Annotated in this window: 17 protein-coding genes; 9 read left to right on the top strand and 8 right to left on the bottom strand. The window is 33.0% G+C overall.

The genetic code is table 11. The features are described from left to right. Positions 1-28: 28 nt before the first annotated feature. The 7 genes from KHA90_RS09770 to KHA90_RS09740 all read left to right on the top strand — a co-directional run bounded on the left by KHA90_RS09770 (position 29) and on the right by KHA90_RS09740 (position 12,162). Positions 29-361 carry an L-rhamnose mutarotase gene (locus tag KHA90_RS09770; RefSeq protein WP_213298546.1) on the top strand — a complete coding sequence of 111 codons (333 nt, stop codon included), beginning with the start codon at positions 29-31 and terminating at the stop codon, positions 359-361. Positions 362-386: 25 nt separating this feature from the next. Further along, on the top strand, positions 387-1,367 hold the full coding sequence (locus KHA90_RS09765) for a M20/M25/M40 family metallo-hydrolase (protein WP_213298543.1): 981 nt from the start codon (positions 387-389) through the stop codon (positions 1,365-1,367). 595 nt (positions 1,368-1,962) lie between these two features. Then, positions 1,963-5,874, top strand: coding sequence for a T9SS sorting signal type C domain-containing protein (locus tag KHA90_RS09760; protein WP_213298540.1), 3,912 nt, complete (start codon positions 1,963-1,965; stop codon positions 5,872-5,874). 334 nt (positions 5,875-6,208) lie between these two features. Continuing rightward, the gene (locus KHA90_RS09755) at positions 6,209-7,960 is read left to right on the top strand and encodes a tellurite resistance TerB C-terminal domain-containing protein (protein WP_213298537.1); all 1,752 of its coding nucleotides are present in this window, start codon (positions 6,209-6,211) and stop codon (positions 7,958-7,960) included. Next, a complete protein-coding gene (locus tag KHA90_RS09750) occupies positions 7,957-9,270 on the top strand; it encodes an ATP-binding protein (protein ID WP_213298535.1) in 1,314 nt (437 codons plus the stop codon). The genes KHA90_RS09755 and KHA90_RS09750 overlap by 4 nt, the downstream gene beginning before the upstream one ends. Further along, positions 9,270-11,399: a DEAD/DEAH box helicase gene (locus KHA90_RS09745; protein WP_213298532.1), complete on the top strand. Its 2,130-nt coding sequence runs from the start codon at positions 9,270-9,272 to the stop codon at positions 11,397-11,399. Before KHA90_RS09750 ends, KHA90_RS09745 begins: the two co-directional genes overlap by 1 nt. Positions 11,400-11,496: 97 nt before the next feature. Then, positions 11,497-12,162 (top strand): M15 family metallopeptidase, encoded by a 666-nt coding sequence (locus KHA90_RS09740; protein WP_213298529.1) that lies wholly within the window; start codon positions 11,497-11,499, stop codon positions 12,160-12,162. Here KHA90_RS09740 and KHA90_RS09735 read toward each other — a convergent pair whose 3' ends face one another. From KHA90_RS09735 to tsaD, 8 genes are all read right to left on the bottom strand, one after another. Next, positions 12,163-12,729 (bottom strand): hypothetical protein, encoded by a 567-nt coding sequence (locus KHA90_RS09735; protein WP_213298526.1) that lies wholly within the window; start codon positions 12,727-12,729, stop codon positions 12,163-12,165. Position 12,730: 1 nt separating this feature from the next. Further along, on the bottom strand, positions 12,731-13,912 hold the full coding sequence (locus tag KHA90_RS09730; protein ID WP_213298523.1) for a THUMP-like domain-containing protein: 1,182 nt from the start codon (positions 13,910-13,912) through the stop codon (positions 12,731-12,733). A gap of 2 nt (positions 13,913-13,914) precedes the next feature. Beyond that, positions 13,915-15,006, bottom strand: a complete 1,092-nt coding sequence (locus KHA90_RS09725) for an AI-2E family transporter (RefSeq protein WP_213298521.1) — start codon at positions 15,004-15,006, stop codon at positions 13,915-13,917. Between the two features lie 113 nt (positions 15,007-15,119). Then, a complete protein-coding gene (locus KHA90_RS09720; RefSeq protein WP_213298518.1) occupies positions 15,120-16,070 on the bottom strand; it encodes a zinc metalloprotease in 951 nt (316 codons plus the stop codon). Positions 16,071-16,230: 160 nt separating this feature from the next. Further along, the gene (locus KHA90_RS09715; RefSeq protein WP_213298515.1) at positions 16,231-16,725 is read right to left on the bottom strand and encodes a TrmH family RNA methyltransferase; all 495 of its coding nucleotides are present in this window, start codon (positions 16,723-16,725) and stop codon (positions 16,231-16,233) included. Between the two features lie 10 nt (positions 16,726-16,735). Continuing rightward, positions 16,736-17,374 carry a DUF4159 domain-containing protein gene (locus tag KHA90_RS09710; protein WP_213298512.1) on the bottom strand — a complete coding sequence of 213 codons (639 nt, stop codon included), beginning with the start codon at positions 17,372-17,374 and terminating at the stop codon, positions 16,736-16,738. A 231-nt stretch (positions 17,375-17,605) separates the two neighbouring features. Next, a complete protein-coding gene (locus KHA90_RS09705) occupies positions 17,606-18,319 on the bottom strand; it encodes a 16S rRNA (uracil(1498)-N(3))-methyltransferase (RefSeq protein ID WP_213298509.1) in 714 nt (237 codons plus the stop codon). A gap of 2 nt (positions 18,320-18,321) precedes the next feature. Continuing rightward, positions 18,322-19,344, bottom strand: a complete 1,023-nt coding sequence (gene tsaD, locus KHA90_RS09700; protein ID WP_213298508.1) for a tRNA (adenosine(37)-N6)-threonylcarbamoyltransferase complex transferase subunit TsaD — start codon at positions 19,342-19,344, stop codon at positions 18,322-18,324. A 196-nt stretch (positions 19,345-19,540) separates the two neighbouring features. Here tsaD and KHA90_RS09695 point away from each other — a divergent pair, with 196 nt between their 5' ends. Then, positions 19,541-24,037, top strand: coding sequence for a translocation/assembly module TamB domain-containing protein (locus KHA90_RS09695; protein WP_244860286.1), 4,497 nt, complete (start codon positions 19,541-19,543; stop codon positions 24,035-24,037). Positions 24,038-24,345: 308 nt separating this feature from the next. Further along, positions 24,346-25,332: a 6-phosphofructokinase gene (gene pfkA / locus KHA90_RS09690; RefSeq protein WP_213298505.1), complete on the top strand. Its 987-nt coding sequence runs from the start codon at positions 24,346-24,348 to the stop codon at positions 25,330-25,332. The last annotated feature ends 76 nt before the right edge of the window (positions 25,333-25,408 follow it).

Below are 25,408 nucleotides of genomic sequence, written 5' to 3'. Positions count from 1 at the left end.
ACCAACTTTAATAATACAAAGGGAAATTATGCAAAGACACTGCCTTACTTTAGATTTAAAAAACGATCCTGATTTAATTGATCAATATATAAACCTGCACCAGAACGTTTGGCCTGAAATCAAAAATAGTATTCAGGATTCAGGAATTAGTAATCTTGAAATCTACAATTTAGGAGATCGTTTGTTTATGATTATAGAAGCAAATGCTGATTTTTCGTTTGAAAAAAAGGCAAAATTAGATGCTCAAAATCCTAAAGTGCAGGAATGGGAAACATTAATGTGGGAATTTCAAAAAGCTTTACCCGAATCAAAACCCGGCGAAAAATGGATCGTAATGAATAAAATATTTGAACTTAAATAATCTATAAAATACATCAGAATAAAAAATGCAATCTTTTCAGAATTTAAAAATCAAAACCTTTTTCATCAGTATACTATTTTCAGGTGTTGCTGTAAATGCACAAAATAGTATTGATGCCAAAACATTTTACAAACACGACAAATATCTTTCATCTGATAAAATGGAAGGACGTTTTCCCGGCACAAAAGGGAATAATAACGCAGCAGATTACATTAAAAAATATTTTAAGAAATATGGTTTAAAAGAATTCAGTGGAAATTATTACCAGTCTTTTAAACTTTTTGTGAAAGAAGGAATCAACAAAGTCAAATCAGATACAGTTACGACTCAAAATGTTGTAGGATATATTGAGGGATCAGATCACAATCTTAAAAATGAATTTATTGTAATAGGAGCGCATTACGATCATTGGGGTTGGGGCGGAAAAGGATCAAGCAGTAAAAATAAGGAAGTTATCGCCATTCATAACGGAGCAGATGATAACGCTTCGGGAGTTTCGGCTTTACTTTGTATGGCAGAAGAATTATCGAAATCTGCAGTTAAACTCAAACGAAGTATCATTTTTGTTTCTTTTAGCGGAGAAGAACAAGGATTATTAGGTTCTAAGTATTTTGTAAATCATTTGCCAGTCAAAAAAGAAGCTGTAAAAGTAATGCTGAATATGGATATGGTAGGAAGGCTAAATGCCGAGAAACAAATTTATATGGGCGGTGCGGGAACTTTTCCGGATGGTGTTGAACTCATGAAAAAATTAGGAGATAACAGCGGACTTAATCCTGTGATTCATGCCGGAGAAGTGGGAGGATCGGATCATATTTCATTTTACAAAGCTGGTATATCCGTTATAGGATTCCATACAGGCGGACATCCGCAATATCATACGCCCGAAGATGATATTGATTTGATTAATACTGAAGGGGGAGCTTTGGTAACAAAGTATATTTATACTGCTTTGATTGCAATTGCAAATTATGAACAGGATTTAAAGTTTATCAAACAAGATTAATTTTAAACAAAACTCAAATTTAACCGTTGGGTGTAATTATTTTTAACACTTAGTCCCGATAGCTATCGGACTATCTGTTTAATTGAACTTTTATTAATTACACCCAAACGGGTTCAAATTTATATTTTTTAAGAACCCCGGTCATTAAACCGGGGTTTTGTTTTTATTAGCCTATTATATTTCTTAAAAGCTAATTTAAAAAACAAGTAATAATTAATATGGATTTTTTCTTCAAAATACTTTTTGCTTCAAATCCACCTTTAATAGTATACCTTTTCGTATGTTTTTTGTAATAAATTGATATTTATAAAGCATTGATATATAATGCGTTAAATTTATAAGAAAAATCATCTTTAATCTGTTGAAGTACATTATAAAATATTTAATTATAGCTATATACTTACAATATTTTCTTTTAAATTTGACAAAAATAATTGTAAATAACTGCCTTTCAATACGTTGTAAAATGTATTCCCTCAAGAAAAAGAAATTTTATCGATTAATCCTACAATCATAAAAAATTTCTTTTTAGTACCCTCCTCATAATTTATGTAAAGAATTAATTCATTTTTTAATCATTTAAAAATTTATTATTATGAGACTAAAATTATCTTTATTACTCGTTTTTATTATTACGTTATCATGGTCTCAGACCATACAAACATTTACAACAAACGGAACATTTACTGTCCCCATAGGTGTAACCAGCATCTCTGTTGATGCTTGGGGAGGAGGAGGTTCCGGAGGAGGAGCCAGTGGAGCAGGATTACTCTTTGGTAGGGGAGCAGCCGGCGGTGGCGGAGGAGCTTATGCCAGCAATACATTAACCGTTACACCTGGCACAACTTTAAATGTAGTTGTTGCAGGTCAGGCATCAGGAACATCCGGTGCGAATGGAACGGCTGGCGGAAATTCTACCATTACAGGTTTTGAATCATTACTTTTTGCAGCAGGTGGCGCTGGTGGCGCAGCAAATAATGCAGGAGGTACACCAATTGGAGGAAACGGAGGCACAGTCGCAGGATCTGCAGGAACGATAAAACTTCCTGGTTTTAGTGGTGTAAATGGTAATACATGGTCACTTTTATCAATATTATTAACATCAGGTGCCGGAGGTAATGGTGCTAATTTTGGAGGTGCTGGAGGTGCAGCCGTGGGGAGTTTAATTTTAGGAACCGCACCGGGAAACTCCGGATCAGTTCCGGGTGGTGGCGGTAGTGGAGCAATAAACTCTGCTTTAGGAACTGCTCAGGCAGGAGGAACGGGAGGAGCAGGAAGAGTGGTTATTACGTACACAATTCCGCCTTGTCCTACTTATACTATTAGCGGAACAACGGCCACAAATACTTGTATCAGTGATGCCCAATCGACAGTAACAATTTCGTCAGGCGCTTTATCATTACCTGTTGGCAGTTATGTTGTAACGTATAACAGAAGCAATCCAAGTGCTACAGCATTAACAGCTAATATGACGGTTACAACTGCTGGAACAGGAACATTTACAGCAGTAGGACTTACTTCGGCAGGTTCCAGTACTATAACCATTACTAAACTTGATTCAGGATCTTGCTCGTCAAATATTTCGACTAATAACACAGTTACTATAACAGTATCCCCGGCAACAGTTGGCGGAACGGTAAGCGGCGGAACTTCAATTTGCTCCGGAAATACAAGTAGTTTATTGACATTATCAGGTCATACAGGGTCCGTTGTTAAATGGCAATCTTCTATAAGTCCCTTTACAACATGGACAGATATTGCTAATACAACGACAACTTATACTTCAGGATCTTTAACCCAAACTACTCAGTTTAGAGCGGTTGTAAAAAGTGGACTTTGTGATCCTGCAAATTCTGCAGCTACAACTGTAACCGTTGGTCCAGCGCCAACTATAACTGTAGATGCTACTGCACAGTCTGTTTGTATAAGCCCTAGTGCACAAAACACAACGTTAAGTTATAGCGGAACGACAGGATCACCAATTACATACAGTATTGTTTGGAGTTCATCTCCTGAAAATAGTTTTGAGGCAATTAATGATGCAGCTTTATCTGGCTCGAATATTACAATTTTAGTTCCTGCAGAAACAGCTGTTGGAACCTACACCGGTTCATTAACTGTCAAAAATGCAGATGGTTGTGTAAGTTCAGGTATTCTTTTTACTGTAACTGTAAACGATATTCCTTCCATTGGTACATTTGGTGTAATGTATTCTGTTTGTACCAGTACCAGCTCGCAAACCGGATCACTAGAGTATAGTTTTTCTTCTGGTAATCCTACAAGTTATGCTATCAATTGGGATTCAGCTGCAAATGCTGCTTTATTAGCAGATCAGCCTGATACTCCATTTGCGTTTCAGGAATCAGGAAATATAGATACAATTGTTATACCGGCAAATGTTCCGGGAGGAATTTATCAAGGTACATTGACACTAAGTAACGGAGGTTGTCTCGAGTCGAGATCAATAAAGCTAACAGTTTCGCCTACAACAGTTGGAGGGGCAGTAACCGGAGGAACTACAGTTTGTTCCGGGAATACAAGTGGTGAATTAACGCTGTCACGATATACAGGATTTATTATTAACTGGCAATCTTCGGTAAGCCCATTTACGACATGGACCGATATAGATAATACAGAACCTACTTATACTTCGGATGCATTAACAGAAACTACACAATTTAGAGCTGTTATTCAAAGCGGTGAATGTAATGAGGAGAATTCTGAAGCAACAACTGTAACATTGAATCCACCGCCAACTATAGTATTACCAGATCCTGTAGTAAATTTTTGTACAGATATATATGAACAACATACCTCTTTAAATTACGATGGAGCGATAGGAAATCCTGTAACATATAGTATTGTTTGGAATTCTTCTCCTGCTAATGATTTTCCTGCAGTTACTGATCAGGCATTGCCTTCTGGTTATCTTGATATTTCAGTTCCAGCTGGAGCACCTGCGGGAAATTATGGAGGAACCGTGACTGTAAAAAATGCAGACGGTTGTATAAGTAGTCCCATAACTTTTGGCGCAAATATAGTTGCACCACCTACAATTACTACTAATGGAACGATTGCTCCGTTATGTACAAGTTCTAGCTCACAAAATGCAACATTAGTTTACTCTGCTACTACGGGAAGTCCTACAAGTTATTCTATTGTTTGGGGAGAAGAGGCAAACGATCTTTTATTAGTAGATCAATCTGATACATTATTTTCATTTTCACCAAGTGGAGGTATTATAAATACAATTGTTATACCTGCAAATGTTCCAGCTGGGACTTACTCGGGTTCAATTAGTATTGGCCTTGGGGACTGCTTTGAGACCCAAGTAATATCTATAACAATATTACCCGCAACAGTTGGTGGGACAGTTACTGGCGGAACAACAATTACTTCTGGAAGCACAAGTGGTTTATTAACACTGTCAGGTCATACAGGTTCAGTAATTAAATGGCAATCTTCAGTAAGCCCGTTTACTACATGGACGGATATTGTGAATACAAATACGACTTATACTTCAGGACCATTAACAGAAACTACTCAATTTAGAGCTGTTGTTAAAAGTGGGGTTTGTGATGCTGTAAATTCTGAGCCAACAACTGTCACAGTGGGAGATTTGCCAACCATAACAACTTCAGATTCGGCAGCAGACATTTGTACAAATGCTAATGATGACTTTACTCGTTTATTTTATAGTGAAACAACCGGGTCACCTGTAACATATAGTATTGTTTGGAATTCATCTCCTGCAAATAGTTTTGTACCTGTTATTGATGAAGTATTAACTGAGGAATATGTTAAGATTTTTATTCCTGAGACAGCAATCGCAGGAGTATATACCGGCACAATAACGGTAAAAAATGCAAGCGGCATAAGCAGTTTGGGAACTACATTTACTGTAAACATATTAGCATCTCCTACTGTTACCACAACCGGAATAATAGATCCGGTTTTTACAAGTGCCAATTTACAAAATTCAACATTAGCATATTCCGGAATTACCGGTAGTCCGCAGGGATATTCTATTATTTGGGATTCAGCAGCCAATGCAGCTTTATTGGTAAATCAACGTTATACGTCTTTTGCTTTTTCATCAGCAGGAGGAGTAATAAACACCATTGATATACCAGCAAATGTTCCGGCAGGAACTTACTCTGGTATAATGTATTATGTAGAAGATTTCTGTTTTGGATTTAATCCTGTATCTATAACGATTATTCCATCGTCATCTGCTAAAATAGCATCAACAGATACAGAAATTTTAAAATCACTAAAAAATCCAATTACAGTATCAGCTTTAAACAAAGTGATAAATGTTGAAACTCCTAATCAGATTATTGATAAAGTCTACATTTTTGATGTTTCAGGAACCTTACTCTATGAAAAAGGAAACGTATCCGACTCTAAATTGACGATTGATAATTTAAGATCCTCTAATCAGGTTTTAGTAGTTAAAGTAGTGCTCAATAATAACCAAAGTGAGACGAGAAAAGTGATTTTTTAATTAAATATAATGCTGTTTAAAAGCCATTTGTCGAAAGATAAATGGCTTTTTTTATTAAATCAGGTATATATACGTAGTGGATTGTAACTTGGTAATGATATTTTTGAATAGTATTGACTATTTGTCAAATTATGGTTTTCCGTAAAAAAAACAAAAAGAAAAGAATCACATTTGTCAATATTGATAAGTAAGAAATTCATTTTCATGTTATGGAAGAAAGGTTGAAAAAGCCATAAATCTTAGAAAAGACGGACATACAATTATGCTCATTCACGAATTCGATTTTTCGGATATAATTGACGACTTATTATAATTATTTAAAATTTTAGCACATATGGATGATTCTATTATTGATGTTACCGGCGAATCGTACAGCCTTTCAAATAATTTATCAAGAAACTCCAGCGTTCCCTATTGGGGACATCAAAATGTATATTCCTATTCTGAAATTAATTCTGCGTCGAGTCAGCAGCGTGTTTTCTATAAAACCTATAAATTTAATTTTCTAAACAGCATTTACACAAATCTGGACGGCAATAATAACTATGCATTTATTTTGCTATTTGATCTTTTAAATGAATATGATAATCACAAGAATACAATTCGGCTTGAAAAACAACTAAAAGAATTACGGGCTTATCATCCTAAAACTAAATCGTATTGTGTTTCAAATCTGGTTAAAAAATTACTCGAACATGGCTTGCATAAAGATGTTGAAAGAATCAGGAAAGAGGAAAATTATTATGATGATTATGCCGGATACGATTATTTAAAATTAGGCGCACAATTTAGAGCAAAACTTGATTTAAGCGATCAGGATGTAGCATTGCTAAACAAATTATGGAATCCTGAAAACAACTTTTTCAGTATTGAATTTTGCGGTTTAGAAGTTGTTAAGTTTTATTTATACGTAATTAAAAAGATCGAAGAAAAGTACGAAAAAGAATCTTCATCTTTAAGTGCTGAACTGAATAAACTGGCTGACAGTATTGCTTACAAACATTATAATTACAGAAAAGGAAGCAGTAATTACAAATATTCCATAGAAACTATTGTGAATGAGCTTCACTCTAATATTTTTAAATACTGCGAAAATGCTGTTCGGGAGAATTTTGGACATAAAAGAAAACTGAATGTTGATTTACAATATACATCAGATGAAATTATTGAAGAATACAATAACAGGGTTATTTTAAAATTAAAAAAGATAATGCAAATTTATCTTCCCACGATAAATGAGCCGGATCAAAAAGCTGATTTTGAACTGAATACTCAAAACACAACACGATGGAAAATCAAGTTTGATCAATTGTCGATTCAATATAAAACCGATTCAAAAACATTTATTCAGGAGATTATTACTTTAGGAAATCAAAACAAAAATAATCCATCCGTTGAAAATATTTTTTACGAAGGTTCAAAGTTTATTGCAAGCTATGATAAAGAAGCCGCGCTTACTTTGTACATCTACTACATCTATTATGATCTTAATTCGGTAAAATTTGATAATAAACAATTGAATACGACAGCGCAAAAAAGTCTGTTTAAAACCAGCGAGCAGTTAAATGATTTTCAACGTATTATTAATGAGTTTGTACAAGATAAAAATTTAGAAAAAGCATTAAAATCGATTCCAGGTGTATATGCTGCCAAAAGAAAAAAAATACAATTAGACAGAAATGCCATTCAGGAAGTGCATAATAAACATTCCGGAACCGTTGAACTGCTTAATGAATATTTGCGTGATGAAGATGAAATACCAGAAGTTCAAACGCCTGACGTAAACAATGAAATAGTATTGCAAATAATCCCTCAACTACAAGAAACCAAAACAAGCTCTTTTGAAGAATCAATAAATTTCACCAAAATTCAGGAAGAAATTCTGGACCTTTTTTCAAAAGCAAATCTATCTGTTCTTCAGGCAGATTTTGAAATAGTAGCAAGATCAAAAGGAATGTTTAAAAACCAATTGATAGAAAGCATTAATGAAATTTGTTATGAAACATTAGACGATGTTTTAATTGAAGAAGACGAAGAATTTTACATTATAAACGAAACTTATTTTAACCGAATACTAGCAAAATGATAGAGAATATTAAACCAAAAGAAGCCACAGCAATTATCAATTCATTAATTGGAGGCGTAGTACCCAAAATTGGCGTTCAGCATATTACCGTAGGAAGATCTGAAGAAATAAGCGCATTTGTAAACGCGCTGGAAGATGTAAAAAACGGACATAGTATGGTGAAATTTTGGATTGGTGATTTTGGATCCGGAAAATCATTCATGCTTCATTTGCTAAATACCGTTGCTTTGAAACAAAAATTTGTAGTGACAAATGCTGATTTTACTCCGGATAACAGACTTTATTCTAATGACGGGAAAGGCGTTGCGCTATATTCGGCTATTATGGATAATATTGCGATCCAGACAAAACCAGAAGGAGGAGCATTACCAACTTTAATGGAAAAATGGATAGAACAAGTGGTTTCAAAAACGGCCCAGGATAATACTATTGCACTTGAAAATATCAGGGATGAAAAATATTTAAGCCTCATTCAGAATAACATCATGAAAACCATCAACGAAATTACCGAAGTTGGAGGTTTTGATTTTGGAACCGTTGTAATGAAATATTACGAAGGTTACATTAAAGATGACGAACAATTAAGACGAAATGCCTTAAAGTGGCTCAAAGGTGAATACCATACAAAAACCGAAGCAAAACAAGATCTGGGAGTAAGGGAAATCATAAACGACCTGAACTATTATGACATGCTTAAAAACTTTTGCAAGCTGTTTGTAAGCATGGGATACAGCGGTTTTATGATCAATCTTGATGAAGCGATAAATCTTTATAAAATTTCGACATCTGTAATGAGAGAGAAAAATTACGAGAAAATTTTAAGCATTTACAATGATTGTTTTCAGGGAAAAGTCAGTCATTTATTTTTCAATTTTGCCGGAACAAAAGAAGTTCTAGAAAACGAACGAAGAGGATTATTCAGCTATCATGCTTTAAAATCAAGATTAGAAAGCAATAAGTTTGAAACCGCCGAAATTAGAGATTTTGCACAACCTGTAATTAAATTATTGCCGCTCGATCATAATGAAGTTTTCGTATTACTTATAAAACTAAAATCAATTTTTGATTACAATTACAAAGTTACCACAAACATTTCTGAAGATGATATCCAAAATTTCATGGAAGAAATGTTTAATAAACCAGGCGCATCTGAGTTTTTAACTCCGCGCGAGGTAATTAGGGATTTCTTAAATATTCTAAATATCCTAAGGCAAAATCCAAATTTAGATAAATCCAAATTATTCGGAGATATCGAAATTTCAGATGAAAGACCTCATGATGTTTTAATTGATAGCATTGAAGAAATATAATGTCGTATGAACTATTATCAGAACCCATCCGAAAATACATTCGTGATAAACGATGGGAACAATTGCGTCCCATTCAAAATGCTGCAATTACAAGAATTTTAACCACAGACAAACATTATATTCTGGTATCGAGAACAGCATCAGGAAAAACCGAAGCCGCTTTTTTACCCGTTTTATCTCAGGTTAATTTTAACGACAGAGGCGTTCAGGTTTTGTATATTTCGCCACTTATCGCCTTAATAAACGATCAGTTTTTTCGTGTTGAAGAACTGTGCAAAAATTTAGAAGTCAATGTTGTCAAATGGCACGGAGAAGCCAATAAAACTTCAAAAGAAAAATTAGTAAAAGATCCAACAGGAATCGTTTTAATGACACCGGAATCCCTGGAAGCCATGTTTGTCAATAAACCTTATAATGTAAAGCATATTTTTTCGAATCTTAAATTTGTAATTATAGACGAGATTCATTCTTTTATCGGATCAGGAAGAGGCGTACAATTAAAATCTCTTTTGTCCAGATTACAAGATGTAAATGAAAATAACTTTAGGATAATTGGTCTTTCGGCAACTTTAGGAGATTACGTCGAAGTTAAAAAATTTGCGGGTAATACTATAGAAACCATGGTTTTAAGAGATAGCGCATCAAAAGAAATTGAAGCAAATTTTAGGTATTTTCAAAAAGATGCCAAAGATTTGCCCTCAGCTCTTATAGACGATTTATACCAGGAAACTAAAGATCGCAAAGTACTTGTTTTTCCCAATAGCCGTGGACTTGCCGAAGTTGTTGCAGTAGAATTAAAGAAAATTTCAGATAGGCAAAAAGGACATGTCAATTATTTCTCACATCATTCATCTGTAGATAAAGAAGTTAGAGAACATATAGAATCTTTTGCGAAAAGTAATAACCGACAAAATTTTTGCATTTCCTGTACTTCAACCTTAGAACTTGGTATTGATATCGGGGCTGTTGATGAGGTTGTACAAATCGATGCCACATACAGTATTGCATCTTTAATCCAGCGTATTGGAAGAAGCGGACGTAGAGATGGCGCCAAAAGTTTTCTGTTATTATATGCCACAAACAAATGGAGTTTACTGCAATCACTTGCCTGTTGGCATTTGTATAAAGAAGGTTTTATAGAACCTAAAGAATCAATGAGTTTTGCTTATGATCTTTTATTACATCAGGCATTGTCGATTACAAAAGGACATTCCGGTATTCAATATAGGGAGTTGGTGAGACTTTTAAAGAAAAACTTTGCATTCAATGACATTGAAATTTTTGATATAGAAAAAATCTTAAATCATTTGATCGAGATCGATTTGATAGAAAAATTGAGAGACGAAGTTATAATAGGAATTGAAGGCGAAAAAATCGTAAATGACAGGGATTTCTATAGTGCATTTACACTTGAAGACAATTTCAAAGTAGTAAATGCAGGTCTTAAAATAGGTGAAATTCCGTTAAGTTCACAAATTATAGAAAATGAAAATATTTTACTGGCGGCAAAAATATGGAAGATTGTATTTGTTGATGTCAAGGCGAAAAAAATTGAGGTTATACGAACAAACGATGGTAAAAAACCTTTATTTTCCGGAGGTGGCGGAATGGTTCATGCTGTAATTAGACAAAAAATGTTTGAGATCCTTTATCAGGATAAAATTTATCCTGAACTCAATGAAGAATCTGCGGATGAATTAGACGAAATGAGAAGCGATTTCTCCACTTTTGCTATAAAAAATACCGAATCAGAAAGACCGTTATTAGTTTCCGAAAAAAAACTTGTATTCTCTACTTTTACAGGAACAAAAACAAACAGAACATTAGAATTTCTTTTTGATATTTTAGACATAAAAAACGCATTGGAAGATCAGGAAAGTTCATTTAATATTTACATTTCTAAAGATGACTTTTTATCTAAGCTAAATTTTTTAAGTGCTAACGTTCAGCTTATTGATAAAATGATAACAGAAGAATTAGAAAAAAATACAGAATTATTAAAAGTTTCAAAATGGGGAATATATCTTCCGGCTCAATTTCAAATTGAATGGATGAAGCAAAATCATTTTGATATAAACGAAACGAAAGAATTTTTATTGAAAATTACCAGAATTGTAACCAATACTTGATCTGAAGAATTTTGAAAGTATGAAATAGAGTAAAGAACATGACTTTTTTCTGCAAGGATTTTTATCTTTATATTTACAGGATACAATTACATTTTCCATGAAAAGAAACACAACATCACACATTCAGTTTTTACTATTGTTCACAATCACTTTATTTACATGCTTTGCAAACGCTCAAAATGAGGTTTATACAAGTTCTGTTAAACAAGTAGTTGCAGATACTACATTTGTAAATTTAAAAGATTACAGCAATGATTTTATCTACGACATGAAGTACGCGACCGAAGATAATTTCCTGAAAGCAAAAGTTTATGATTGTGCCGAATGTGTGTTGCGTTACAAAACCGTTCAGGCATTGATAAAAGCCAATAAAGCTTTTATGCAAAAAGGTTTTAAAATCAAATTGTATGATTGTTACCGACCTTTAGCGATTCAGCAAAAAATGTGGGAGATTGTATCGAATCCCAAATATGTCGCCGATCCAAAAAAAGGCTCCATCCACAATAGAGGAGGAGCCGTTGATATTTCTATAGTCGATATAAATGGAAAAGAAGTTGATATGGGAACTCCTTTTGACTTTTTTGGTATTCGTGCCAGTCATAATTATACAATGCTTTCTAATGATGTAAAATCAAATAGAAAATATCTTAAAAGCATAATGATCAAAAATGGGTTTAATTCATTTGATTCAGAGTGGTGGCATTATAATTTAAAAGCGGGATTAAAAGATAATGTTTCCAACCAAAAATGGAAATGTGATTAATTATTCAACACATCTGATGTTTTCCATAAAATACGTATTCGGGTTATAAACCTTAGTGTTCAGCTCAGATGTTAATTCCCTTTTTACGATATAATCCTCAGTAGTAGTCAGGTATTTGATGCGCATAATCGAAATTGGAGATTTTTTAAGTTCCTCAAAATTTTCTTTCATGAACATAAAAATTCCCGTATTAATACGATTATCAAAACCTTTCTCGTCATGAATAAGCGTTCCGCAACTCTCCCTGTCCATATGGATTAGCGTCACTATTTTTCCGTTTTCTAATTGTAAAAAAACTTTTGAATTTTTATCAAAGCAATTCGCTTTTATAAAATCTTTGCTTTTCTGGATCAGCTGTAAATTTAAAGTAGGCATTCCGTCCGTTTTTGCTAACGAAAAGAAAATATAATCAAATGTTCCACCAAAGTATTTTTCACTCATCAGGTATTCATTCGTAACTTTATAAGTACCAATTGAGTCGGTTACATTTGCACTGTATTCACATGGTTTTTGGGCAAAAGCGGTAAAGGTTAATAAAAAAAAGGTTAGCGTAATTAGTTGTTTCATTTTAAATAATTTTTCTGCAAATTAAAACTATTTTACTCTCATTTTTATCAGTTGTAAAAAAACAATACAAATTTCCGCCATTTTTTATTTTCCATTTTTTTCGGATGTTTTCCACAGTGTCAGGAAAATTTCTCGTAGTGACATTTGCCTGTTGATTAGCGAGTTCCGTTTTCATCTCATTTTTACTGTACGGAATCACTTTTATTATTTCAAAACTGCGCCCGGGAAAATCAATTAATTCATCAGAAGTATATAAATGAGAATGTTTATGCAGTTTGTTGACATCAAAAACAGCACTGACTTCATCAAACCCGCCTGATTTCATAATAGCCGAATTGGGCTCATAAACATAACGCTGAGGTAAATGATACGAAGCAAAAAGGGAATCATCACCCAAAACAAATTCGAATGTTTCAGTTTTATCCTTTACTATATTAGCCGTTTTAATCGTGATATCGCCAGAATAATGATTGTGAATTTCAAAAAGTAGTTCCTTAACTTCATTTTCAAGCGCGATAATATGAATGTTTTTTACAAATTTAAGTTCGGATAATCCTGCCGAAATATCCAGTAACGGAGCTGTTTTTATTAAAATTGAAGAAGCTTTTTCAAAATAAAAATCCAGCAAATCAGGCACATTCGGCAAACAATCCTTCAGCATGAAAACTTTGCCTTTAGCATCATTTCTTCTCGAAGGATCAATATAAATCCAATCCCATTTTTGATTTGATTCGGTTAAAACATTCGTAGAATCATCAGCATAAAAAGTACAATTGTTCACTTTAATCTGTTCAAAATTATGTTTTACAATTGCCGATAAATCTTCGTTGATTTCGCAATGCGCAATACTTTTAAATTTCTTTGAAAAGTAATAATCATCAACGCCAAAACCTCCTGTAAGATCTATTAAAGTTTCTCCTGAAATTAATGAAGCTTTATAAACAGCTGTTTTTTCAGATGAGGTTTGCTCCACCGAAATTTTACTTGGATAAATAATGTTTTCGGTTGCGAACCAGGTTGGTAATTTTTCTTTTGCCTTAGACTTTGCTTCAATCTGATTTAAGATTAAAATCCAGTCCATTTCAGGAAACGGATTTTTTTGAAGCGCTAATTTTGTAATTGATGCACCACTATTTTGAGTAATAAATTCCTGTATATTTTTGTCTAAAATAGAAGTGTTCAATGCTAAATTCTTTCGGTTAATACGGAGACAATTTTGTTTTCAGGAAAAAATTCTTTCAGGATTACTTTCAGCATTGTAAAAACAGGAATTGCAATAATCATCCCTACAATCCCAAAAGTAATTCCACTGATTAAAGTAATCAGGAATATTTCCAGCGGGTGCGAATTTACACTTTTTGATGAAATTATGGGCTGACTTATATTATTATCAATTGCCTGAACTACTAAAAAGCCTATAATTACATAAATAGTTCTTGGCAGGATTTCAGTTTGAAAATCACTTCCAATCATGCTAATCATCGTTAAAATACCCGCTAAAACAGTTCCTATTATTGGTCCTATATATGGAATGATGTTTAAAATGGCACATAAAAAAGCAATTACAAAAGCATTTTTATTTCCAAAAATCACTAAAACAATTAAATACAAAATAAATACAACCGTTAATTGAAGCAGCAAACCTATAAAGTATCGGGTTAAAAAGTGATTTATTTTAGTGATTGAGTTGATAATTTTATCTTCATTATTATCCGGTAAAATTTTACGTGCACTTAATTTAAAAGAATCCTGATCTTTAATAAAGAAAAAAGTAATAAAGAATACAGAAACCAATCCCATACCCATATTAGCCAAAAATCCTAAAATTGAATTTAAAAAAACGGTAAAATAACTAAAATCTATTATTGAAGTAATTTTAGAATCCTTTAATACTTTATTAAAATCTAAATGCTGAACATTAAAATAGGCTTCCACATTGCGCTCCGCTTCCATAAATTGCAATTGTAAACTATGAGTATCCAATAAAGATAAATTATTAGCCTGCGATATAATCAAAGGAACAAATAAAAATATGAATCCTACTAACATTAAAATAAACACAATTAAAGTTGTGGTCGCTGCGAGCCCATTACCAAATTTTAATCTGGTCTTTAAAAATTGCACTAACGGATTTGCTATTAAACACAATAACAATGAGATGCATAAGTAAACAATAACAGTTTGTATTTCGTATAAAAAAAATAAAATAGCGCCAACAATTAGTATTGTTGCTAAAGCCCTTAATATTCCGTTAGAAATAATTTTTGATGTGATCATGATTTAATTTTAGAATATAAATATAGGAAAAAGCTTTTTGAAATTTGAGCGTAAACAAAAAAAAGCGAGATGATATCATCCCGCCTTTCCATTTATTCTATTAATCTGTTTTTTTAGATTCCAAAAGCTGCTCTTGCACCTCCGGTAACGAAGATTGCAGCCATTCTGCTTTTTTGTCCGTTAGAGAACATATACATACCATTATCATCAGTATAATCCATGTAGTTCATAGTCATTTCTACAGGAGTTCCTGAGCAAGTGCTATAATGTGGATAAGCCGGTACACCATAATTTGCAGTATTGTGTGTAGGAGTATCAGATACTAAATCGCTTCCGCAAGTTGCATCTCCCCAAATGTGACGTAAATTCATCCAGTGACCAACTTCGTGAGTTCCGGTTCTTCCTAAGTTAAACGGAGCATTTGCAGCACCGGATAATCCAAAATATTTAGAATCAATTACAACTCCGTCAGTAGCAGAAGCTCCTCCAGGAAATTGCGCATATCCTAATATTCCGCCACCAATTGTACATGACCATAAATTAAGTTTTGTTGTAGGCGTAGTTGGCGCTAAACCTCCCTGAGCCACTTTTTTAACAGCATCATTAGTTCCCCATGATGTTTTTGTAGTAGATTTTCTGATCACCTGATCTAAAACAAATGAAATTCCAACATTTGCTTTAACACCAGAAAATAGGGCAGGGACACTATTAAAATCAGAGTTTAATGCATTGAAATCTTTATTCAAGACATCAATTTGGGTTTGAATTTGAGCATTAGAAATGTTTTCTGCAGTTGTTCTGTACAATACATTAACTACAACAGGAATTTGAACTTTTCCGTTAACAAGTTTACCACTTAATATGGCTTTCTCTGTAAAAGCATCAATTTCATTCATTCTGATTGCTAAAGTGGGATCAGCTTTTAATTGAGCTTCTAAAACTTCCTGTGATGCACATCCGCGATGCGCAATTGCACTTACATTTGAATCAGATGATTCTGTAGATTCATTTTGACAAGAAAACAGCACTAACGCTGCGAATGCGGTAATAAGAACATTTTTCATAATAATTTGGGTTTTTGTTATAAAATATTAAATTTGGTTATTTATACCGCAATTTTATAACAAAAATATTATTGTAACAAAATTTTTACAATAATTATTTTGTGAGAATTTTACAATCCCTTATGCTGTCTCGTTCTTACAAAAATTTAACGTTTATTTATTAAGAAGTAAATTCGTACAAAGCGATACTTGCAGCTTGTACAACGTTCATACTGGAGTTATTTCCGAACATATTTATGTGCACAATTTGGTTCGAAATTTTCAAAAGTTCATCTGATATTCCATCGATCTCACTTCCTATTAAAAGTGCAATTTTTTGATTATCAGGAATTACAACTTCTTTTAGGGGTTTACTATTGCTTGCAATTTCCAGCGCAATAATTTCAAAGTTGTTCTTAATTAAATAGTCAACAAGTTCAGTTGTTTCTTCAATTATAGTATGAGGCACATGAAGATGCGTGCTTCTTGAAGTTTTATTAATTTTACGGGGCGTTAGCGGAATATCTTTTCCTAAAAAGATAATATTTTCAACCCCAAAAGCTTCACTAATTCTAAAGAGAGAACCAATATTCTGTTGAAAATAAATGTGATCACAAACTAATGTTATCGGAAAAGTTTTTCTTTGAAATTGATTTTCTTCGTGAGTAAGCTGCACTTTTTAAGTTTTAATTAGTAAAAATATAATTGATAATGTTGGCGCCCATTTTTAAGGCTTTGTCCCTTGCAGAAGCCGTATCATTATGCACTTCAGGATCTTCCCAGCCATCGCCAAGATCACATTCATACGTATATAATAAAACCAGTTTGTTTTCTACAAAAATTCCAAAAGCCTGAGCGCGCGTTCCGTCATGCTCGTGAATTTTTGGTAATCCGTTAGGGAATGGATATGGTTTTTGAAATATAGCATGATTCGCAGGAATCTCCACTAAATTATTATTAGGGAATATTTTTTTAATTTCCTTTCTGATATATTGATCCATTCCGTAATTATCATCGATATGAAGAAAGCCACCGCCGTTTAAATAATTTCTAAGATTACTTACATCAGCATCGCTAAAAACGACATTTCCGTGACCCGTCATATGCACAAAAGGATACGAAAGCAAATCAGGATTACTTGGCTCAACCGTTGAAGGTTTTGCTTTTATTCGGGTATTAATATTTCCATTACAAAACTTAATCAGGTTAGGCAAAGATGTAGGATTTGCATACCAATCACCGCCACCGCTGTATTTTAGCAAAGCAATTTCCTGTGAAAAAGAAGAAACTGAAACCAATAAAAACAAAAGAAATATTTTTTTCATAATAATTTATATGTTTGTAATCCCCTCCTGTTTGTCATTTCGACGAAGGAAATCTCCGCAAAAAACTCCGCAAAGATTGACAATTAGTTTTTTAGTTTTCTTGTCATTTTGTTTTTTTGTCATTTCGGCGAAAGGAGAAATCACACTAGAAACTCCGCACAGAAAATCTTCAATCTTTGTCGAATTCCGCGGGTGATTTCTCCTCCGTCGAAATTACAAAATACAGTTTAATTAATTTGGTGTTTCATTCAAAAACACAACACTATGACACGCTACAATCGCAGCAGTTTCAGTACGCAAACGTGTGTTTCCTAACGTAACCGGCTGGTAATTATTTTCTAAAGCCAGAGCAATTTCCTTTTCAGAAAAATCACCTTCCGGACCAATCAGCATTGTAACGCTTTCATTCGGTTTCAAAATATCCTTCAAAGATTTTTTATCCGTTTCCTCGCAATGCGCGATCAACTGTAAACCGTCATTTTTTTGTTTTACAAATTCCTTAAATGAAATTGCTTCGTTTAATTTAGGCAAATACGTCTCGTTAGATTGTTTCATTGCCGAAAGAATAATCTTTTCAAAACGCTCTCTGTTAATTACTTTTCGTTCAGATCGATCACAAATAATTGGCGTAATTTCCTGAATCCCAATTTCGGTAGCTTTTTCCAGAAACCATTCAAAACGATCGTTCATTTTGGTTGGCGCAACGGCTAAATGCAAACGGTATTTCGGTTCGTCGGCTTTTGTAATAGAAAGAACATTGACAATGCATTTATTGTCAGAAGCCAGCGTAATTTCGGTTTCAAACAACAAACCTAAACCGTTTGTAACGTGTAAAATATCCGAATCTTTCTTGCGTAAAACTTTTATAATATGTCGGCTTTCTTCCTTGTCAAAATAAAAATTTTCGGTTGATTCGTCAATATCGGGATTGTAAAATAATTGCATAATTAAAATTGAATTCGCGCTTTTGAAACTACTGCTGAAGTTTCAAAACGACTTGATAAATATTTTTGATATCCTACAATGCCAATCATTGCAGCGTTATCTGTTGTGTATTCGAATTTTGGGATAAAAGTTTTCCAACCATATTTCCCTTCTGTTTCCTTTAATCTTGATCTGATTCCTGAATTTGCCGAAACTCCTCCGCCAATCGCAATTTGTGTGATTCCGGTTTCTTTTACGGCTAATTTCAATTTATCCATCAAAATTTCGATGATCGTATATTGAATAGAAGCGCAAATATCATTCAGGTTTTCTTCGATAAAATGGGGGTTCTCCAGTTTTTTCTTCTGAATAAAATATAAAATCGCCGTTTTTAATCCGGAGAAACTAAAATCTAATCCAGGAACTTTTGGTTTAGTAAATGCAAATGCCTTCGGGTTTCCTAATTGGGCATATTTATCAATCAAAGGTCCGCCCGGATAGGGAAGTCCTAAAATTTTTGCACTTTTGTCAAAGGCTTCTCCAACAGCGTCATCAGTGGTTTCACCGATAATTTCCATGTCAAAAAAACCGTTTACTTTCACAATTTGGGTATGTCCGCCACTTATTGTCAACGCCAGAAAAGGAAATTCAGGTTTATCAAAACCTTCTTCGTCAATAAAATGAGCTAAAATATGCGCATGCATATGATTAACAGCAATTAACGGAATTTTCAATGCTAATGATAATGATTTACTAAACGAACTGCCTACCAATAAAGAGCCCATTAAGCCCGGACCTTGCGTAAAAGCAATTGCGGTTAGTTGATCTTTTTGTACATTTGCTTTGTGAAGTGCGGCATCAATTACGGGAACAATATTTTGCTGATGTGCTCTTGAAGCTAATTCTGGAACTACACCACCATATTGGTTGTGAATTAACTGATTTGCCACAACATTTGAGAGTACTTTGTCGTTATGTAAAACCGCGGCGGCAGTATCATCGCAGGAACTTTCGATGGCAAGAATAAAAACCTCTGAATTTTGCATATAAAGGCACGAATTTTGAATTATATTTGACGAATCAAATATTTTGATTTTCTTATATATTAAGGAGATGCCAAAATTAAAGAATTTTTATCAAAAACAGTCGTTCTTTGTCTGTTCAAAATAAATTTAAAAGAAAACTAAAATAAAAGCAGCTATCAAAAAAGTAAAGAAAATAATTTCAAGAACCCTAATTGGGTTGATTTTACTTTTGTTAGTAGTTGCTATTACATTGGCATTGCCTGTTGTACAAACAAAAATTGCAAAATATGTCACGGTTTCTTTAAACACAGATTTTAAAACAAATATTAGCGTTGACAGAGTTGCCATCAACCTTTTTGGCGGTGTAAAACTGAAAAAAGTTTTAATTTTAGACCACCACAAGAAAACCTTAATTTATTCAGATATTATTACCACAGATATTTTAAGTATCAAAAGATTGCTGGATGGTGATTTAATTTTTGGAGATCTTCGTTTAACAGGAATGATTTTTAATCTGAAAACCTATAAAAACGAAAATGAAAACAATATTAATAAGTTTATTAAATTGTTTGAGACCGGGAAAAAAAAGAAATCAACCAAACGCTTTTTACTAACAGCCAAAAACGCTTACATATCTAAAGGTATTTTTACTGTTATTGATGAAAACAAAACTACACCCAAGTTTCTTGATTTTACAAAGCTGAACGCTTATATAAGTGATTTTAAATTATACGGACCAGATGTTAGCACTATAATTCACAGGTTTTCATTTTTAGATCATCGTGGTTTATATGTGTCTAATTTTGCCGGAAAACTAACATATACTAAAAAGCAGATTAAAGTTGAAAATTTAGCGATAAAAACCAAAAGATCATGGATTTACGGTAAGGCTATCTTGAATTATAAGATTGAAGATTTTCTTCATTTTACTGATAAAGTAAAGTTTGATGTTGCGCTTGATTCTGCTTCAATTGCATCAAATGATGTTCGTTTTTTTTATGACGGATTGGGTAAAAACCAACACTTTAAAATTAAAACAAAATTAAAAGGAACATTGAATAATCTTAATTTAAGAAATCTTAGATTGAGCGATATGAATGGTTCAAAAATCAACGGAACACTTAATTTCAAAAACCTTCTTGGAACCAAAACTCAAAAATTTGCCATGGAAGGCAAATTTGATAAACTGATTTCAAGTTATGATAATTTAGTGGTGATTTTGCCTGGGATTTTAGGTAAAAAACTTCCGAAAGAACTTAAAAGAATTGGAAAGTTTAATATCGTTGGTAAAACAAAAGTTTCTACAACGGAATTAGAAGCCAACTTTAAAATGATTACTGATATAGGTAACGGTCAGGCCGATTTGCATATGAAAAATATCGATTTTATCGATAAAGCATCGTATTCAGGAAATGTAATCTTAGATAATTTTAATGTTGGAGCTTTATTAAATAGAAAGGATATTGGCAGAACAACCTTAAATTTAGATGTTGATGGCGTTGGTTTTACAGAGAAATACCTGAATACAATTATTAAAGGAGACATTGCAAAATTAGAATATAATAATTACACCTATAATAATATTGTTGTAAACGGAAATTTCAAATTGCCATATTATAAAGGACAACTTTCTATAAATGATCCTAATTTAAGTTTGACATTTGATGGATTAGTAGATTTGAGTAAACGCGAAAGCCGATATGATTTTCATATTAATGTAGAAAATGCCGATTTAAGAAAACTGAAATTAGTTAAAGATTCTATTGCAGCATTTAGAGGTGACGCCGTTGTGGAACTTACCGGAAATTCTATTGAAAATTTGCAGGGAAATGTTTCCATTAGAGATGCGGTTTACCAAAACCCAAAAGCAACTTATGCTTTTGATGAAATCATAGTAAACTCAAATTTTGATGCTGACAGATTACGAACGATCACCATTAATTCTAAAGATGTTGTAAATGGTAAAATAGTTGGTAAATTTCAATTTGCACAATTAGAAAAATTGGTAATGAATTCTGTGGGAAGTCTTTATACTAACTATAAACCTTATAAAGTTAATAAAGGACAGTTTTTACGATTCAATTTTCATGTTTATGACAAAGTGGTCGAAATGTTATATCCTGAAATTAATATAGATTCAAGCACGGTAGTTCGTGGTAAAATAGACTCTGATTTACAGGAATTTAAATTCAGGTTTAAATCTCAAAAAATTACTGCGGCTAAAAATACATTTGATAATATCAGAATTAGTATTGACAATAAAAATCCGCTTTACAATGCTTTTGTGGAGTTAGACAGTATCAAAACGCCTTATTATAAAATTCGTGATTTTAACTTAATCAACGTAACTTCAAAAGATACATTATTTGTTCGTTCTGAGTTTAAAGGAGGAGAAAAAGGAGAAGATTATTTTAATCTGGATTTGTATCATACTATTGATAAAAACAAAAATAATATAGTTGGAATTAAGAAATCTGAAATGAAGTTTAAAGACTATTTATGGTATTTAAACGAAAATGATCAGGCAGATAATCAGATTGTATTTGACCAGTTCTTTAAAAATTTCACGATAGACAATATTATTTTATCACATGAAAATCAGAAAATCGATTTAAATGGTGTCATAAAAGGAAACGATTATAAGGATATAGTCCTCAATTTTGAAGATGTAGATATTAATAAAATTACGCCATTAAATTCCAAGTTTGTGTTTAATGGTAATCTGAACGGAAACATAAATTACAAACAGAATAAGGATGTTTACCAGCCCACGGCGTCTATTGTGATTGATCATCTCAACCTGAATAAAGTAGATCTGGGAACTCTGAATTTTGATATTTCGGGAGATGAAAGCTTTAAAAAATTCACAATAAATTCGTCTATTCAAAACGGCTTTACGGAATCCTTCAGGGCAAGCGGAACTTTTGCTGTCGAAAACAAAGAGACTTTTTTAGATTTAAATCTAAAACTCGAAGGATTTAATCTGGCAACTTTAGGAACAATTGGAGGTAATGTTTTATCGAATGTAAGAGGATCCGTTTCCGGAAATGCCGCCGTTGTGGGGAATCTTAAAAAACCGGAAATCAACGGAAGGTTATATGTTGAAAAAGCCGGAATGACAGTTCCATATCTTAATACTGACTATGAATTAAGCGATCGAACGGTTATTGATTTAACAGATGAAAAGTTTTTATTCAGAAACAATCAATTAACAGATACCAAATACGGAACCAAAGGCTTGCTTAACGGAAGTATTGAACATCATAATTTTAGCGATTGGAAGCTGGATTTAACCATTACATCTAAACGATTATTGGCGCTTGATACAAAAGATAGTGAAGATGCGGCTTATTTTGGTACAGCATTTATTAATGGTACAGCAAGTATAAAAGGTCCTACGGAAAGTTTGTTTATTAAAGTAGATGCCAAATCTGAGAAAGGAACGGAGGTTAAAATTCCAATTAATAATGCCCAAAGTGTGGGTGAAAGCAGTTGGATTCATTTTGTTACGCCAAAAGAGAAATACAATTTAGCGAATGGAATTGTTGAAAAAACCAAAAACTATAACGGTCTTGAATTAGAGTTTGATTTTGATATCACGCCAGATGCAGAGGTTGAAGTAATCTTAGATCGAAATTCCGGACATGGTATGAAAGGAAAAGGATACGGATCATTATTATTTAAGATAAATACGCTGGGTAAATTTAATATGTGGGGAGATTTCCAGGCATACGAAGGAACTTATAATTTTAAATACGGTGGTTTAATTGATAAAAAATTCGCGGTTAAAAAAGGGGGTTCTATTATTTGGGAAGGAAACCCAATGAAAGCGCAATTGAATCTTGAGGCTGTTTATAAAACATCTGCAAATCCTGCGGTATTATTACAAAATTCATCGTTCAATAAAAAAGTACCGGTAGAAGTTGTAATTGGTTTAAGAGGAGATTTAACAAGTCCTGAACCTAATTTTGATATTCAGTTTCCATCTGTAAGTAACGTTTTAAAATCTGAGATTCAATACAAGTTAGATGATAAAGATGTTCGACAAACTCAGGCTTTGTATTTACTTTCGACAGGATCATTTATGAGTCCGGATGGTTTTAATCAAAGTGATTTGTCAGGAACATTTGCAGAAACTGCGGCAAGTTTATTAGGCGGAATCATCAAATCTGACAATGATAAAATAAATATTGATTTGAATTTTATATCTGCAGATAAACGAATTGGTCAGGAAGCTGATGGTCAGTTTGTGGCAAATATAACGTCTCAGGTGAATGAAAGAATTACGATAAACGGAAAACTGGGAGTTCCTATTGGAGGCGTTAACGAGTCCGCTATTGTGGGAGATATCGAAGTATTATACAGAGTAAATGAAGACGGATCAATGAATCTTCGTTTATTTAATAAGGAAAATGATATCAATTATATAGGTCAGGGAATTGGTTATACACAAGGAGTTGGTATTTCGTATGAAGTGGATTTTGATACTTTTAGTGAACTGGTTAATAAATTATTTAAAAACCATAAATTAGAAAAAGCAGTAAAAAGTTCTTCAGATGATTTGCAGGACTCCTATCTAAATCCTGATTTTGTGAATTTCTCTAATAAAAAGAATGCGGATAAAAACAAAAAAGTACCTGAAAAAAAGGAAGAAGAGAAAAAACCACCGCCACAAAATAATAATGAAGGATTAATTCCGGACAATGACTTTTAGTCAATTTTGTTAAAAATATTTAAAAGAAACCATTCGTTGCATCGAATGGTTTTTTTTGTGCTAAATTTAGCGGCTCGTTAATTTTTGATAAAAATTAAAAACCTAAATTTTTATAACACTTCATTTAAGTATTGTTAATTTTAAGGATTTAATTAAAAAAAGTGCCTTTTATTATTTTAAATGAATTTTTTGCTATCGAAAAACTTATTAACGAAAACGTTTGAATTTAACATATATTATTAATTTATTACAAACATAACCTGAGAAGTGGTGAATGTTTGCTAATTTTACACTTTAATACTTAAATAATGCCAAAAACAATAAAAAAAGTTGGTGTTCTGACATCGGGAGGAGACTCACCTGGAATGAACGCCGCAATACGATCAGTTGTTCGAACATGCGCTTATCATAATATAGAATGCATAGGAATTTATAGAGGGTATCAGGGAATGATCGAAGGTGATTTCAAGGAAATGGGTCCCCGAAGCGTAAATAATATTGTAAACAAAGGTGGAACGATCTTAAAATCAGCTCGTTCGGTTGAGTTTAGAACCCCGGAAGGTAGAAAAAAAGCACACGATAATCTTATTAAAGCCGGAGTTGATGCTCTTGTGGTAATAGGTGGTGACGGAAGTTTTACCGGAGGTTTAATCTTTAATTCAGAATATGGTTTTCCTATTATGGGAATTCCCGGTACAATTGATAATGATATTTTTGGTACAAGCCATACTTTAGGTTATGACACCGCTTTGAATACTGTTGTGGATTGTATTGATAAAATCAGAGATACCGCAAGTTCACATAACCGATTGTTTTTTGTAGAGGTTATGGGTAGAGATGCCGGTCATATTGCCCTAAATGCGGGAATTGGTGCTGGTGCAGAAGAAATTCTTATTCCTGAAGAAGATTTAGGTTTAGACAGATTACTTGACTCTCTTCAAAAAAGTAAAGCTTCAGGAAAATCATCCAGTATAGTAGTTATTGCCGAAGGAGATAAAATTGGTAAAAACGTTTTTGAATTAAAAGATTACGTTGAAGCTAATTTACCGGAGTACGATGTAAGAGTATCAGTTTTAGGACACATGCAGCGCGGTGGTTCTCCATCTTGTTTTGATCGTGTTTTAGCAAGCCGTCTAGGTGTAAAAGCAGTAGAATCTTTAATTGAAGGTAAATCAAATTATATGGTAGGTCTTCAGGCTGATAAAGTGGCTTTAACGCCTCTTGAACAAGCAATTAAAGGTAAATCAGAAATTGATAGAGAATTATTGAGAGTGTCTGACATCATGTCAACATAATAAATAAAAAGTTTAAAAGGAAAGAAGTTTATTGTGAGGAAATTAGACTTTAATTATTAGTGTAATAAAAACAAAA

It is taken from the genome of Flavobacterium psychroterrae (genome assembly GCF_018380615.1).
GTDB classification, from domain to species: Bacteria; Bacteroidota; Bacteroidia; order Flavobacteriales; family Flavobacteriaceae; genus Flavobacterium; species Flavobacterium psychroterrae.
Note: the sequence above shows the minus strand (reverse complement) of the source record. Positions and strands in the feature narration are given on the sequence as shown.